The organism is Nocardioides yefusunii (assembly GCF_004014875.1).
GTDB lineage: Bacteria > Actinomycetota > Actinomycetes > Propionibacteriales > Nocardioidaceae > Nocardioides > Nocardioides yefusunii.
The window spans coordinates 1,383,581-1,397,960 of record NZ_CP034929.1; the positions used below are offsets into that span (position 1 = coordinate 1,383,581).

The window sequence follows — 14,380 nt, forward strand, 5'->3', positions numbered from 1 at the left end:
TATGACGTCCCGCGGCGTTTCAGGGGCGAGGCGGCATCCAGCCGAGGCGTTCGGCCTGATGCAGCAACGGTGCCCAGAGTGTGGAGTCGCCGGGCAGCAGGTCGAGGACGGCCCGGACCTGGGTGGCCACCACCTGGTCGCGGGGCGGCAGCAGGCCTGCGAACCTCTCGTCGAGCAACCAGTGCTGAGGTCCGGATGCATGCACGCCCACCCGGTCGAGGAAGCGCAACAACGTGCGGTGCGGTCCGCCGGAGCCGTCGTCGCTGACGCGTATCCGGGCCAGCCGGTCGCCCCAGAGGGCGCTGACGTGCTCGCGCCCGGTCGGTGCGAGGTCGAGCAGTGTTCCGCACCGCTGGCCCGGGACGGGGTCTCCGGGGCGACGCAGCGCGTCGGTCAGTTCGGTCTCGTCGAGGTGGGACCCGAGCACCACCAGATGGTGAGTGGTCGCGAGGCCGCGCAGGACGGACGCGGCGGGGGCGTGCACGTTGGGTGGGGTGAGGCTGAGGTCCCCGGGGTGCTCGACGTCCCCGCGTGACTTCACCACCGTCGCCGTCGCGGTGACGTCCGCGCGCCACGGCAGGACCGCCGGCGGGTGGTCGTGGACCTCCTCGAGTGCCTGTTCGAGCATCGTGTCGGGGCAGGCGGTCACGACCTGGGTGATGCCGGTGCCGGCGACGAGGGCGTGCAGGAGGCCGGGACGCCCGGCGTCACGGACCGTCTCGACCCAGCGTCGTGTACTGCCGTCGGGGTCGTGGAGACGCACCAGCGAGGCCTGCTCGGCGGGCGAGACGGCACCGGAGTCGACGCCGGACAGGGACGGGATCGCGGCGAGGAGGGCGCGCAGTGTGCTCGTGTGGTCGGGGAGGCCTGCCGAGATCCCTGCGGCGGTGCCGAGGAAGAGCGCGGCCTGCCCGAGTGCTGCACGCCCGCCGAGGACCTGGGCGTGCTGGTCCAGTTCGGGGCCGAGGTCGCACGGCCAGGTGCGGCGGATCCACTGCGCCGCGGCGTACTCGCCCGCGTCCTGGGCGAGCAGGACGATGTCGACGCCGTGCTCGGCCGCCTGGTCACGCAGGGCCTCCAACTGGAGGCTGAGCCACGTGTGCGCTGCGAGGGGGAGCGCAGGTCGGCGCGTCGCGTCCGGGCGCGGCCGCGGGACAGGCAGCACGGGGACGGCGAGCAGTGGAAGAGTGCGCCCGGCTGACGACGGGAGGCGGGCCACAGCCACGGCGGAGACCACCCGTTTGAGGCGCAGCAGCACCTCGTCAGGGGTGCCGTCGTGGCTCTGCACCAGCCACACGGGGTGCTCGGGGACGCGGCCCCAGCCCTCGGGCCAACTGCGAGGACGCTCGGCCTTGCCGTCGGGCAGGAGGAACCGGTCGCGGGGATCGACCCAGCAGTCCTCGTCGAGCCCCAACAAGGCTGCGTCGTGCTGCACCGAGTCGAGGTGTCCGCGCACCACGTAGAGCTGTCCGGTGTTCGGCCTGCGTGATCCCATGCGCCACAGTGTGGCGGTTCGCGGCCGGGAGGAATGGACGTTCTCGCGCACTGAAGGATCAGGACGCAGACCCCCAGGTGCGACGGGCGCCTCGATCGGGGACGTCGGGAGGTGGGCGCCTGCCAAAGGTGTCGGTGGTCCTTCCTAGGCTTCGCTCCATGCGAATCCTGCACACGTCCGACTGGCACATCGGCCGCACCTTCCACCAGCACTCGACGCTCGAGGCGCTGAAGGAGGTGTTCGACGACGTCGTGCGGATCGTGCGCGAGCGCGAGATCGACGTGGTGCTGGCCTCGGGAGACATCTACGACTCCTCGACGCCGTCGGCCGACGCGGTCACGTTGTTCAACCAGATCCTGGTCGACCTGAGCGCGACCGGCGCGACGCTGGTGCTCACCTCGGGCAACCACGACTCCCCGACGCGGTTGGGCAGCCTCAAGGAGTTCGCAGCGGCCAGTGGCGTGCACCTGATCACCGCGGTCGAGCAGATCGAGACGCCGGTGACGCTCTCCGACGCCCACGGCGAGGTGCACTTCTACGGCCTTCCGTTCCTGGAGCCGTCGCGCCTGCGCAGCGTCTGGAACGTCGAGCCGATGCGCTCCCAGCACGACGCCGTGACCCATGCGATGAACCTGGTCCGCGCCGATCTCGCCGTGCGTGGCGGACGTTCGGTGGTGCTGGCCCACACCTTCGTCAACGGTGCCGAGGGTGAGACGTGCGAGTCCGAGCGCGACATCGTCTCCACCTTCGAGGTGGGCGGCGTCGACAAGGTGCCGGTCGACGCGTTCGACGGCATCACCTACGCGGCGCTCGGGCACATCCACGGACGGTCGCGGCTCGCCGAGCACGTGCGCTACTCCGGTGCGCCCCTGCACTACTCCTTCTCCGAGGCCGACAAGCCGCGCGGCGGGTGGCTGGTCGAGCTCGACGCCGACGGCCTCGGTGACGTCGAGTGGGTCGACGTGGTGGTGCCGCGGCGGCTGCGCCGGATCACCGGAACCATCGACGAACTCCTCACCGACACCGCCCACGAGGCTCTCGTCGACCACTGGGTCGCCGCAGTCCTGACCGACCAGGTGCGACCGATGGACGCCATGCGTCGTCTGCAGGAACGCTTCCCGCACTGCGCCCACATCGAGTTCAAGCCAGCCGTCGTCCACACCGACACCGACGACGGCTACGCCCAGCTGGTGCGTGGACGCAGCGACGACGAGGTCGTCGATGCCTTCCTCACCAAGGTCCGCAACGGCGTGGGAGCCACCGAGGCCGAACGCGAGCTGGTTCGCGGCGCGGTCGAGTCCCACCAGAGCAAGCAGGTGCACGCATGAAGATCCACCACGTCTCCCTCACCGGCTTCGGCCCGTTCCGGGGCAGCGAGTCGGTCGACTTCGACGCCTTCGCCGACGACGGCATCTTCCTGATCACCGGTCGCACGGGCGCAGGCAAGACATCCATCCTCGACGCGATCACCTACGCCCTCTTCGGCCGGATCCCGCGCTACGAGACCGCCGCCGGCGACAAAGTGCGCTCCGACCACCTCGGGCCCACCGACCCCTGCGAGGTGACAGTGGAGTTCTCCGTCACCGAGGGGCGCCACCGCGTGACCCGCCGTCCGGCGTTCATGCGTCCCAAGCAACGCGGTGAGGGTCTGACGCCGGTCAAGGCGTTCTTCGAGATGTCCGCCCTGCGCGACGGCGAGTGGGTGGTCATCGAGACCAAGGAGGGCAACGCCGACAAGCACGTCTCCGACGTCCTGCCGCTCAGCGCCGAGCAGTTCCAGCAGGTCATCCTGCTCGCCCAGGGCCAGTTCCAGGAGTTCCTGGTCGCTGGTTCGGAGAAGCGTCGCGAGGTCCTGAGCAAGCTCTTCGACACCAGCCGGTTCTCGGCCTACTCCGCCGACCTCGACGAGCAGGCGCGCGTGCTGCGCCGCGACGTGGAGAAGCTCTCCGCCCAGCTCGGAACCCACGCCCAGACCCTGGCCAAGCAGGTGGGAAAGGACGTCCCCGAAACCGTCGAACCCGCCACCGGTGCCGGTCTGCAGGAGTGGGCAGCGGTCTGCCTCGCCGCACAGCAGGACGAGGTGGCCCAGGTACGTGTCGCGGCCCAGGAGGCGGTGGCTGCCTTCACGACGGCTCGTACCCTCCACGATGCCGCGCAGGAGACCGCACGTCGCCAACGTGAGCGTACGGTCCAGATCGAGCGCCAGCGCGCGCTCGCCGAGCAGGCCGAGGCCATCGAGGCGCAGCGTGAGCAGGTCGTGCTCGCCCGGCGTGCTGCGTTGGCCCAACAGGCCTGCGCCGCTGCCGCGCGCGCGGAGTCGTTGCTGCACGAAGCCGAGGCTGCTCGGTCGCTCGCTGTAGCGGGGTGGCGTTCCGCGCTGGATCCGGATGCTCCGCACGACGGACCGTCTGAGCAGGAGGCCCGCACCGCGGCGGAGTCTCTCGCCGCGGACCTCGCTGCTCTGGAAGTCGCAGCGCGGACCGAGACGTCGGTTCCCGGTCTGGAGGCCGCCGTGGTGGCGGCGGACCAGGCACTGGCCGCGTTCGAGGAGAAGCTCACCGCTGCGGCCGATCGCCGGGCCGAGCACACCGATCGTCTCGACGCCGTCACTGAGCGTGAGGCTGCCCTGGTCGATCTGCTTGAAGCGCTCTCCGATGCTCCGGCTGATTTGCAGGCAGCACGCGAGGGCCTGCAGGCGGCACAGGACCACGACGCACTCACGACGCGAATGGGCACGGCCGTCGTCGAACAGCAGGCGGCAGCCGAGGCGTCGACGCAGGCCCAACAGGCCCGCGACGCCCTCGTTGCCCGTCAGTACGCCGAGTACGCCGGGGTGCTCGCCGCCGAGCTAGTCGACGGTGCCCCCTGCCTGGTCTGTGGCGGCACCGAACACCCCGCTCCGGCGACGCTGGCCGAGGACCACGTCGACGCCGCCACGCTGGAGACGTCGAACGAGGCCGTCGCCCGTGCTCAGGCGGTCGCGCAGGCCGCGTCGGGGCAAGTGGCACGCCTCGCCGCCCAGATCGAGGCGATGGAGGAGCGGACCGCGGGCTTTGACGTCGAGGCCTGGACGCTGCGCGTCAAGGAGGCCACGGTGCGAGCCGAGGAGCTCACCGCACTCCAGCGCGAGGCGAAGGAGCTGCAGGGCGTCCGCGCTGACCTCACCACCCAGATCGCTGCACTGACGTCCCAGGTGGACGGTGCCCAGGACGAACGTCTCCGGCTCGCGGGTGTTCTCACTTCCGCCCAGCAGTCCGTCGTCGACGCGCTCGCTGCTGTGGAGTCGGCGCGGGGGGAGTTCACCTCCGTCGCTGAACGACGCGCCGACCTGCAGGAACGTCACCGGGTCGCGCAGCGCACCGAGAGCGCCGTGCGTGCCGGGGTCGAGGCCGCGGGACGCCGCGACGAAGCGGTCCTCGCGATGGCCGAGGCGCTGAGTGAGCAGGGCTTTGCGGATGCTGCCGCCGTGGCAGAGGCCTCGCTCGCTCCTGAGGAGCTCCAGCGGCTGGCTGCTGCGGTCACCACCCACGACCAGCAGACGGCTGCCGTGGCGGATCGTCTCGCAGCCGAGGAACTGCAGAATCTGCCCGCCGATCCTGTCCAGCTCGACGACCTTGTGACGGCGCTGGAGCGGGCTGCGGCTGTGCACAGCGACGCCGTGCTGGCCCTCGGTGCTGCGGAGAACAAGGCTGCGACGGTGGCGGACGTGGTGGCCGGCATCAGTGCGGCGCTGACCGGTTCGGCTGCTGCCCGTGCGGAGTACGAGGTGGTCAATGCTCTCGCCGCGACGCTGCGCGGTCAGGGACAGAACGAGAAGAAGATGGCGATCGAGGCGTTCGCCCTGGCTGCCGAGCTCGAGGAGATCGTCGCGGCTGCCAACCTGCGCCTGGCCAAGATGACGGCGGGCCGCTTCGAGTTCAGGCACAGCGACACCGAGGACTCCAAGCGCGTCGCCTCCGGCCTGGGGCTCGACGTCCTCGATGCCCACACCGGTGAGGCCCGCTCGCCGAAGTCGCTCTCGGGCGGTGAGAAGTTCCAGGCCTCTTTGGCGCTGGCGCTCGGGCTCGCCGAGGTCGTCACGGCGCGTGCCGGTGGTCTGCGCCTCGACACCCTCTTCATCGACGAGGGCTTCGGCACCCTCGACCCGGAGACGCTGGAGTCGACGATGGCCACCCTCGACGGTCTGCGCGAGGGCGGACGCACGGTCGGCCTGATCAGCCACGTCGCCGCGATGAAGGAGTCCATCGCCTGTCAGTTGTACGTCGACGTCACGCCGGGCGGGTGGAGCACCGTCCGCCAGCAGTGACGCCGGGTGGCTGCGGTGCCCTCAGGCGCTGCAGCCGCCTTCGACGCGTTGTCCGCCGCGCGGCTCGCGCCGCGTCGGCTCGTCCCAGACGGTGAGGTCGGGAAGCAGCGCCTCGCGCTCGTCGAAGACGAAGCAGGAGCCGTCCCAGTGGTCGCCGCCGACCTCCTCGAAGTACTTCAGGATGCCGCCCTCGAGCTGGAGGACGTTCTCGAAGCCCTGTTCGGCCATGTAGATCGAGGTCTTCTCGCAGCGGATGCCCCCGGTGCAGAAGCTGACGACCGTGCGGCCCTCGAGGTCTTCGCGGTGGTCGAGCACCGCCTGGGGGAACTCCGTGAACTTTTCGATCCGGAAGTCGACGGTGTTGCGGAACGTTCCGTAGTCGACCTCGAACGCGTTGCGGGTGTCGAGCATGAGGACCTCGCGGCCCTCGTCGTCGTGGCCCTGGTCGAGCCAGCGCTTCAGCGTCGTGGGAGCCACCGAGCGGCCACGCCCGTCCATGGGGCGGATCGTGGGGTGGTCCATGCGGATGATCTCGTTCTTGACCTTGACGAGCATCTTGCGGAACGGCTGCGTGTCGCTCCATGACTCCTTGGCCTCCAGCGTCGCGAACCGGTCGTCGGTGCGGAGGAGGTCGAGGAAACCGCGCAGCGGCTCGGTGTCGCCGGCGAGGAACATGTTGATGCCCTCGCGGGCCAGCAGGATCGTGCCCCGCAGACCGGCGTCGTTGCAGCGCTGCAGCAGGGCGGCGCGCAGAGCGTCGAGGTCGTCGATCTCGACGAACAGGTAGGCGGAGATGTTGAGCACCTGGGCGTCTGAAGTCACCGGAAGATTCTAGGTTCCGTGGTGCTCAGGAGTCGTTTCGGTGCGGGCGTGCCTCCGGGAACGCCGCACCCCACCGGTATGGGTCGTGAATTCAGTGAAATCGCGACCCGAACCGGTGGGGTGCGGGTGAAGAGAGTGGCTCAGCCGTAGTGGCAGACGTACGACAGGGTCTCGGTGACCTCGATGTCGAAGGAGGAGTCGCCCGGGACGGAGAAGGACTCACCGGCGGAGTAGGTGTTCCAGTCCTCGGAGCCGGCGAGGCGCACGCGGCACGATCCGCCGTTGAGCTCCATGACCTCGGGGGCCGCGGTGCCGAAGTTGAAGGTGTTGGGGAAGATGACGCCGGCGCTCTTGCGGACGCCCTCGGCGGTGTAGAAGGTGTGCGAGACGCAGCCGCCGTCGAAGTAGACGTTGGCGGTCGGGTCGAGGGTGACGTTCTCGTAGTTGCTCATGGGAGAACGCTGTCACAGGACGGTCACGGAGCTGTCAGGTGCCCACCCCGACGACGCCGGAAAACGTCCCCTGTCCCGCCCCCCGCGTCCGGGTTCGCCGGGTGCGGTGCGGGGGAGCGGGACGCAACCCGCCCGCGTTCCGGAGGATCCGGTGGAACGCGGGCGAGGGGTCCTGGCACAGGCGGATCGAGTGCACCGTGCCGGGACGGTGGCGCCGCGGAGGGCGGGGATGCGACGCCGGGTGGGGAAGTGCGGGTGGTGCGTCAGGCAGCGCGGCCGTAGAAGACCTTGTTGGTCCAGATCTTCTCGGTCTTGACCGGCTTGCCGGGGCGGGAGGCGTGGAACACGTATCCCTTACCGGCGTAGAGGCCCACGTGGTAGACGCGGCTGCCGCTGTAGAAGAAGACCAGGTCGCCCAGGCGCGGGTTCTTGGTGCGCTTGGCAGCCTTGGCCTGGGCGGCCGCGGTGCGGGGCAGGTTCTTGCCGACCTTCTTGTACGACCAGGAGGTCAGGCCGGAGCAGTCGAACGCGCTCGGGCCGGTCGCGCCGTAGACGTAGCGGGCGCCCTTCTTGGTGCGGGCGACCTTGAGTGCGCGGACGGCGCGGGTCTTGATCGCGCGGGCCTTGCGGATCTTGGCGATCTTCTTCTTCTTGGCGATCGCAGCGGCCTTCTTCTTCTTGGCCTTGAGTGCGGCTGCCTTCTTGGCGGCCTTCTTCTCTGCTGCGGTCTTGGCCTTGGTCGCGGAGACCTTGGTCGTGGTGGGGGTCTCGGCGACCGGTGCTGCCTGGCTGGGTGCTGCAAGCAGGGAGGTCGCGAGGGTGGCCCCGATAAAGGTGCTGACGAGAGTCAGGGGAGTCTTCATGTGTAGTTCTCCGGCGGACGCCTACGACTGATGACCTGTCGGATTCGGGCTGCCGTGCCCGGGCGGTTTCCCGCCTTCACCCCAAGCCGCCCCCGAAGGGCGGCAGTTTTGCTGGGTCAGCCGTGCTCCACACCACTCGATCCTTGCGTTTCGAGTCATCCCGGCGACGTGTGGAGCCTCGGCGCGGTCCGGGATGGCCTCACCGGTGGGCGAGGGCTTGTTGTTGATGCAGTTGTTCCTGTGCTGCGACGTGTTGCACGTGTGACAGGAGGGGCAGGCGTTGCTGCCGTGGTGTTATCCAGAGTGAAGGACTGTTCAACGAATTGCACATGCGCGACGCTGTGGGCCTACCCACAACCATGCGAATGCGTGCGTTCGCTGAGGACGCGACGGTTGGAAGCGTGGTCCCGTGCTCGACTCGGTGGTCCCGTTCACACACGCGCGCGCACGCGCGCGGAGAGAGATGGGGGCGTCAGGACGGTCCTGGACGTGGAACCACTCGCGGCTGGCAGTTCCGCTCGATGAGTCGGCGGGAGGGCCGCTCTGGGCTGGGTCTAGAACTTCCGCAGCTGGTACTGGCCCACGGCGCGGGCCACCTCGACGCCATGGGCGTCGGTGAGGGAGATGTGCAGGACGTAGCGGGCCTTGCCGTCGCGGAGTGCGTCCTCGCGCAGGGTGGCCTGGTGATCAGGGGAGAAGGTGGTGGACGCCGTGACGTCCGTCGTCGCCGGGCGGAGGTAGTCGATCTCGACGCGGGTGACGAGGGGGACGAAGCCGTCGAGTCCTTGGCCGAAGCCGATCGATCCGCCGAGACATTCGGCGGCGCTCATCAAGGAGCCGGCGTAGATGGTGCCGAGGTGGTTGCTGTTGGGGGTGAGGGGGAGCAGGACGCTGGCACGTGATGCATCCCCGTGGAGGACTGTGATGCCCATCGCCCCGAGGATCGGGACCGATGTGTGCATGGAGGAAGTTGCCGGCCCGAGACCGACTGCTGTCTGTTCCATGCATGGCACCCTGCCACGTACCCGCGGAATGACGGAAGGGTCTGGACCACCTCATTTGTGTGTCCCTCCTCAGACCGCTTCTGGTGTCAGGCCACGGCCCACACGAGCAGGACGGCGGCACCGCAGAGACTGACCCCCGCCAGTGTCCCCGACACGACGGCGACGCGGCGCTGGGCCAGTGCTTCGGGCCTGCTGATCCGGTGGGAGGCCGTCACACGGATCGCGGCGTGGGCCGCGAACCAGATCGAGGTGACGAGCAGCAGGCTTGCCAGTCCCTGCGCCGTGGTGCTGTCCATCTGTGCTGACCTCACCAGTTGGGCGGCCAAGGACGAGGCGAGGTGGCGTCGTCGTCAGCAGACTCGGCCGGCGCCTGGTCCTGGCGCGGCGAACTCGTGCGCAGGACGCGGTCGGCAACGACTCCGTGGACCTCTTCCAACGCGCTGCGGTGCTGCATCCCTTGCCCCAGGAGCTGCTTCAGCTCGGCAGGGTCGAGGGCGTCGAACGCGTCGGCGACGGTGAGCAGGGAGTCCCAGCCGGCGATCTTGCCGGTGACGGCCGCCAGCAGGGCCTCGATGCGCATCAGATCGGCGACCGGCGTGTGGCTCGACCACAGACCACGCGGACTGACCCGGGCTGCGAGGGTGCCGAGGCGGGCTGCGGACGACAGGATGTGCGGGTCGGAGGCGCCGAGCCGGTGCGCCATCCCCAGCAGCTGACGGCGCTCGCCGATCAGGTCGGCTCTGATCGCGTCGATCACCTCCGACGCGGCCGCGTCGTCGACGTGGGCCGCCGCGTGCGCGAACAGGTCGATGCCTGCCGCGGCGCCCGCCAGATGGATCTGGACGTAGGTGGAGACGGGGTCGCCTGTCCCTGCGCCGGGCAGGCGCCGTGGGCGAGCGGCCACCTCGTCGTCCTCGGCGCGTTCCTCCGCCTCGGCGTTCTCGTGGGCGAGCTGGATCTCGTCGACGTCCAGGGGCTGGGCGGGCTCAGCTGCCTCCGGCGTGGGGTCCTCGGCAGAGTGCGGCATGGTGTTCCCCTCGTCGTCGGCCGTGGTGGTGTCCGGTGCCGTGCCGGCACCGGACCCTTCTCAGGTACCCGTCGTGGTGGTTTTCATGCACGCACGACGAACGCCGTCGACGAGCAGTGCTCGTCGACGGCGTCCGGGTCACGTCAGGCGTCAGCCCGATCGGATCGTTCTGCTCGGCAGGGATCAGATCGGGTAGTGGCGCTCCTCGGTGGAGTAGGTCAGCCACCGCAGGTCGGTGAACTCGTTGATGGCGTAGTTGCCACCGAAGCGGCCCCAGCCGGAGTCCTTGACGCCGCCGAACGGCATGGCCGGCTCGTCGTGGACGGTCGCACCGTTGATGTGGATGATGCCGGACTCGATGCGGTCGGCGATCGCGCGGGCGCGGTCCAGGTCGGTGCCGTAGACGGCCGACGACAGACCGAAGTCGGTGTCGTTGGCGAGCTCGACGGCCTCGTCCTCGGTCTCGAAGGAGGTGATCGTGACGACGGGTCCGAAGGACTCCTCGCGGTAGATCTCCATCTCCGGGGTGACGCCGGCGATGACGGTCGGCTCGATGAGGACACCCTCGCCGCCACCACCGGTGAGCAGGGTGGCGCCCTTGTCGACGGCGTCGGCGATCAGGCCACGGATGCGGGTGGCGGCCTTCATGGAGACCACGGGGCCGATGTGGGTGGTGGGCAGCGACGGGTCGCCGACGGTCATGGCGGCGGCCTTGGCGGCCAGCTTCGCCGAGAACTCCTCGACCACCGAGGTGTGCGCGATGACGCGCTCGGTGGACATGCAGATCTGGCCGGAGTTCATGAAGGCACCGAAGTTGGCGCCGGCGACAGCGGCGTCGACGTCAGCGTCGTCGAGGACGACGAACGGGGCCTTGCCGCCGAGCTCGAGCACGGTGCGCTTGAAGTACTGGGCGGCACGGATCGCGATGGAGCGGCCGACACCGGAGGAACCGGTGAAGTTGATGTGGCGGATCTTCGGGTTGTCGATGAGACGCTCGACGATCAGCTTGCCGTCCTCGGGACGGTTGGTGATCAGCTCGACGGCACCGGCGGGGACGCCGGCGTCGCGCAGGACCTGCACGATCGCGGCCTGGGTGCGCGGGCACTCCTCCGAGGCCTTGAAGACGACGGTGTTGCCCAGGGCCAGCGGCATCGCGACGGCACGGGTGCCGAGGATCAGCGGGGCGTTCCACGGGGCGATCGCGACGACGGCACCGAGCGGCTTGCGCACGCCGTAGGCCTTCAGGCCGGGGACACCGGACGGAATCTCGTCCTCGACGACCTGGCCCGGGAGCTCGGCGGCAGCGCGCAGGACACCGGTGGTGACGTGCACGTTGAAGGCGGCCCACCCGTGGGTGGAGCCGACCTCCTCGGCCATGGTGATGGTGATCTCCTCGGCGCGCTCCTCCAGGAGGTCAGCGGCCTTGTTGAGGAGTGCGGAGCGCTCGGCGGCCGGGGTGGCGGCCCAGGCGGGGAACGCTGCGTGGGCGGCAGCGGCGGCGTTGTCGGCGTCTTCGACGGTCGCGGCAGCGGCGACCGAGACGACCTTGCCCGTGTACGGGTTGGTCTTCTCGAACGTTGCTCCGGACACGGAGACGTGCGGGACACCAGCGACGACGATGTCGGGTGTGCTGCTCATGAGTACGTCCTTTCCAGACGTTCGGCCGAGAGGGCACTCGGCTCAGGGATCTGTTCCTGCAAGGGTGTCAGGACACCACCCCAAGTGTGACGCGAGACCGGTTGAAAGTGGTCACTGGCGTCACATCTGGGGTGGTGGTGTCATGTGTGGTTCATGCCCGTGGGAGCAGGGGGAGTGCCTCAGGCGCTCTTGAGCTCCAGGCCGAGGCGCTCGGAGAGCTCCTCGACGGTGGTGCCGAAGGTCTCACGGACGACGACACCATCGGGGGTGATGTCGAACGTCGCGAGTTCGGTGTAGACGCGGTTGACGCAGTTGACACCGGTCAGCGGGTAGGTGCAGGCCTCGACGAGCTTGGCCTCGCCCTTCTTGGTGAAGAGCGTCATCATCACGAAGACCTGCTTGGCGCCGATGGCGAGGTCCATCGCGCCGCCGACGGCGGGGATCGCGTCGGGGGCACCGGTGTGCCAGTTGGCGAGGTCTCCGTTGACGGCGACCTGGAAGGCACCCAGGACGCAGACGTCGAGGTGGCCGCCGCGCATCATCGCGAACGAGTCGGCGTGGTGGAAGTAGGCCGCACCGGGCAGCTCGGTGACGGGGACCTTGCCGGCGTTGGTGAGGTCACCGTCGATCTCGTCGCCGATGGCGGCGCGACCCATGTTGAGCATGCCGTTCTCGGTGTGGAGCACGACGCCGGAGTCGGCCGGGAGGTGGTCGGCGATCAGCGTGGGCTGACCGATGCCGAGGTTCACGAAGGATCCGGGCGCGATGTCGCGGGCGACGACGACGGCCATCTCGTCCTTGGTGAGGGGACGGTCGGCGGGGATGTCCGCCAGGGTGATCTGGTTCTCGCTCATGCCTTCACCACTCGGTCGACGAAGATGGACGGGGTCACGACGGTCTCGGGGTCGAGGGCGCCGGTGGGGACGATCTCGTTGACCTGCACGATGGTGGTCGCGGCGGCGGTGGCCATGACGGGACCGAAGTTGCGGGCCGTCTTGCGGTAGACGAGGTTGCCCATCTCGTCGGCCTTGTGGGCGCCGATGAGGGCGAAGTCGCCCTTGATCGGCATCTCGAGGACGTAGGTGCGTCCGTCGATCTCGCGGGTCTCCTTGCCCTCGGCCAGCGGCGTGCCGACGGCGGTGGGGCAGAAGAAGGCACCGATGCCGGCGCCGGCGGCGCGCATGCGCTCAGCGAGGTTGCCCTGGGGGACGACCTCGAGCTCGATCTTGCCGGCGCGGTACAGCTCGTCGAAGACGTAGGAGTCGCTCTGGCGGGGGAAGGAGCAGATGACCTTCTTCACGCGGCCGGCCTTGAGCAGCGCGGCGAGTCCGGTGTCACCGTTGCCGGCGTTGTTGGACACGATCGTGAGGTCGGTGGCGCCCTGACGGATCAGGGCGTCGATGAGCTGGACGGGCATGCCAGCCATGCCGAAACCGCCGACGAGGACGGTCGCGCCGTCGTGGATGCCGGCGACGGCCTCGTCGTGGGTGTCAAGGATCTGGGTGAGAGCCATCAGTTGGCCTCCTCGTTCTCGAAGGCTGCGTTCTCGAGGACCACGGCGAGGGCCTGGCCGACGCCGATGCAGATGGCGGCGACGCCCCAACGCTGGTTGTCCTCGCGCAGGCGCTTGGCCAGGGTGCCGAGGATGCGTCCGCCGGACGCGCCCAGCGGGTGGCCCAGGGCGATGGCGCCACCGCGGGTGTTGACGATCTCGTGGTCGATGCCCCAGGCGTCGGCGCAGGCCAGCGTCTGGACGGCGAAGGCCTCGTTGACCTCGACGGCGGCGACGTCGTCCCAGGTGATGCCTGCGGCGGCGAGGGCCTTGTTGGCTGCCTCGGTCGGGGCGTAGCCGAAGTCCTGCGGGTCGAGGGCGTGGGTGCCGCGACCGGCGATGCGGGCGATCGGAGCCTTGCCGATCTTCTCTCCCGCCGCCTTGGAGCCGATCAGCAGCGCGGAGGCGCCGTCGGAGAGCGGCGAGGCATTGCCGGCGGTGATGGTGCCCTCGGGGCGGAAGACGGTGCGCAGGTTCGCGAGCTTCTCGACCGTCGTGCCGGGGCGGATGCCCTCGTCCTTCGCGAACTCACCGACGGGCACGACGAGGTCGTCGTAGAAACCGTTCTCCCAGGCCTGGGCGGCAAGGGTGTGGGAGCGGGCAGCGAAGGTGTCCTGGCGCTCACGGGAGATCTCGAAGCGCTCCTGGAGCTGCTCGTTGCACTCTCCCAGAGAGGCGGTCCACTCCTTCGGCATCGCCTTGTTGACCAGGCGCCAGCCGAGCGTGGTGGAGACGGCGGTGACGTCACCGGCCGGGTAGGCACGCGACGGCTTGGGCAGGACCCAGGGGGCGCGGGACATCGACTCGACGCCGCCGACCAGGACGATGTCGGCGTCACCGGTCTCGACGATGCGCGAGCCCATCATCAGCGCGTCGAGCGAGGAGCCGCACAGACGGTTGACGGTGGTGGCGGGCACGGACGTGGGCAGACCTGCGAGCAGGGCACCCATGCGTCCGACGTTGCGGTTGTCCTCGCCGGCCTGGTTGGCGCAGCCCCAGACGATCTCGCCGATGGCGGCGGGGTCGAGAGAGTCGTTGCGCTCCGCGATGGCGGCGATGACGGTGGAGGCGAGGTCGTCCGGTCGGGTGTCGGCGAGGGCTCCGCCGAACTTGCCGAAGGGGGTGCGGACGGCGTCGTAGATGTAGGCGCTCATGACTTCCGTTCGTATAGCGAACAATCGTTCAGTAGACGAACGCAAGCGTACGCGTGGTCGTCGTCAC

13 protein-coding genes are annotated in these 14,380 nt (G+C 69.5%); 2 read left to right on the top strand and 11 right to left on the bottom strand.

From position 1 onward, the window contains the following. Positions 1–19: 19 nt before the first annotated feature. On the bottom strand, positions 20–1,495 hold the full coding sequence (locus EOV43_RS06245; RefSeq protein WP_128220233.1) for an SIR2 family protein: 1,476 nt from the start codon (positions 1,493–1,495) through the stop codon (positions 20–22). A 158-nt stretch (positions 1,496–1,653) separates the two neighbouring features. Here EOV43_RS06245 and EOV43_RS06250 point away from each other — a divergent pair, with 158 nt between their 5' ends. Together EOV43_RS06250 and EOV43_RS06255 are read left to right on the top strand one after the other, a co-directional pair. Next, a complete protein-coding gene (locus EOV43_RS06250) occupies positions 1,654–2,823 on the top strand; it encodes an exonuclease SbcCD subunit D (protein WP_128220235.1) in 1,170 nt (389 codons plus the stop codon). Further along, complete coding sequence (locus tag EOV43_RS06255) at positions 2,820–5,801, top strand: AAA family ATPase (RefSeq protein ID WP_128220237.1); 2,982 nt, start codon at positions 2,820–2,822, stop codon at positions 5,799–5,801. The genes EOV43_RS06250 and EOV43_RS06255 overlap by 4 nt, the downstream gene beginning before the upstream one ends. 21 nt (positions 5,802–5,822) lie before the next feature. Here EOV43_RS06255 and EOV43_RS06260 read toward each other — a convergent pair whose 3' ends face one another. From EOV43_RS06260 to EOV43_RS06305, 10 genes are all read right to left on the bottom strand, one after another. Beyond that, positions 5,823–6,623, bottom strand: coding sequence for a sulfurtransferase (locus EOV43_RS06260; RefSeq protein WP_206611405.1), 801 nt, complete (start codon positions 6,621–6,623; stop codon positions 5,823–5,825). 140 nt (positions 6,624–6,763) lie between these two features. Further along, positions 6,764–7,075, bottom strand: a complete 312-nt coding sequence (ppnP, locus tag EOV43_RS06265) for a pyrimidine/purine nucleoside phosphorylase (protein WP_128220239.1) — start codon at positions 7,073–7,075, stop codon at positions 6,764–6,766. 263 nt (positions 7,076–7,338) lie between these two features. Further along, positions 7,339–7,938 (bottom strand): C40 family peptidase, encoded by a 600-nt coding sequence (locus EOV43_RS06270; protein ID WP_128220241.1) that lies wholly within the window; start codon positions 7,936–7,938, stop codon positions 7,339–7,341. A gap of 554 nt (positions 7,939–8,492) precedes the next feature. Next, positions 8,493–8,942 carry a YiiD C-terminal domain-containing protein gene (locus tag EOV43_RS06275; RefSeq protein ID WP_128220243.1) on the bottom strand — a complete coding sequence of 150 codons (450 nt, stop codon included), beginning with the start codon at positions 8,940–8,942 and terminating at the stop codon, positions 8,493–8,495. Positions 8,943–9,028: 86 nt separating this feature from the next. Continuing rightward, positions 9,029–9,238 carry a hypothetical protein gene (locus EOV43_RS06280; RefSeq protein WP_128220245.1) on the bottom strand — a complete coding sequence of 70 codons (210 nt, stop codon included), beginning with the start codon at positions 9,236–9,238 and terminating at the stop codon, positions 9,029–9,031. 11 nt (positions 9,239–9,249) lie between these two features. Then, positions 9,250–9,969, bottom strand: a complete 720-nt coding sequence (locus EOV43_RS06285; RefSeq protein WP_128220247.1) for a hypothetical protein — start codon at positions 9,967–9,969, stop codon at positions 9,250–9,252. Between the two features lie 183 nt (positions 9,970–10,152). After that, a complete protein-coding gene (locus tag EOV43_RS06290) occupies positions 10,153–11,607 on the bottom strand; it encodes an aldehyde dehydrogenase family protein (protein WP_128220249.1) in 1,455 nt (484 codons plus the stop codon). A gap of 179 nt (positions 11,608–11,786) precedes the next feature. Then, complete coding sequence (locus tag EOV43_RS06295) at positions 11,787–12,461, bottom strand: 3-oxoacid CoA-transferase subunit B (protein WP_128220251.1); 675 nt, start codon at positions 12,459–12,461, stop codon at positions 11,787–11,789. Further along, positions 12,458–13,120: a 3-oxoacid CoA-transferase subunit A gene (locus EOV43_RS06300; RefSeq protein ID WP_128220253.1), complete on the bottom strand. Its 663-nt coding sequence runs from the start codon at positions 13,118–13,120 to the stop codon at positions 12,458–12,460. Before EOV43_RS06300 ends, EOV43_RS06295 begins: the two co-directional genes overlap by 4 nt. Then, entirely contained in the window at positions 13,120–14,313 is a 1,194-nt protein-coding gene (locus EOV43_RS06305) for a thiolase family protein (protein WP_128220255.1), read from the bottom strand. The genes EOV43_RS06300 and EOV43_RS06305 overlap by 1 nt, the downstream gene beginning before the upstream one ends. Between the last annotated feature and the right edge of the window lie 67 nt (positions 14,314–14,380).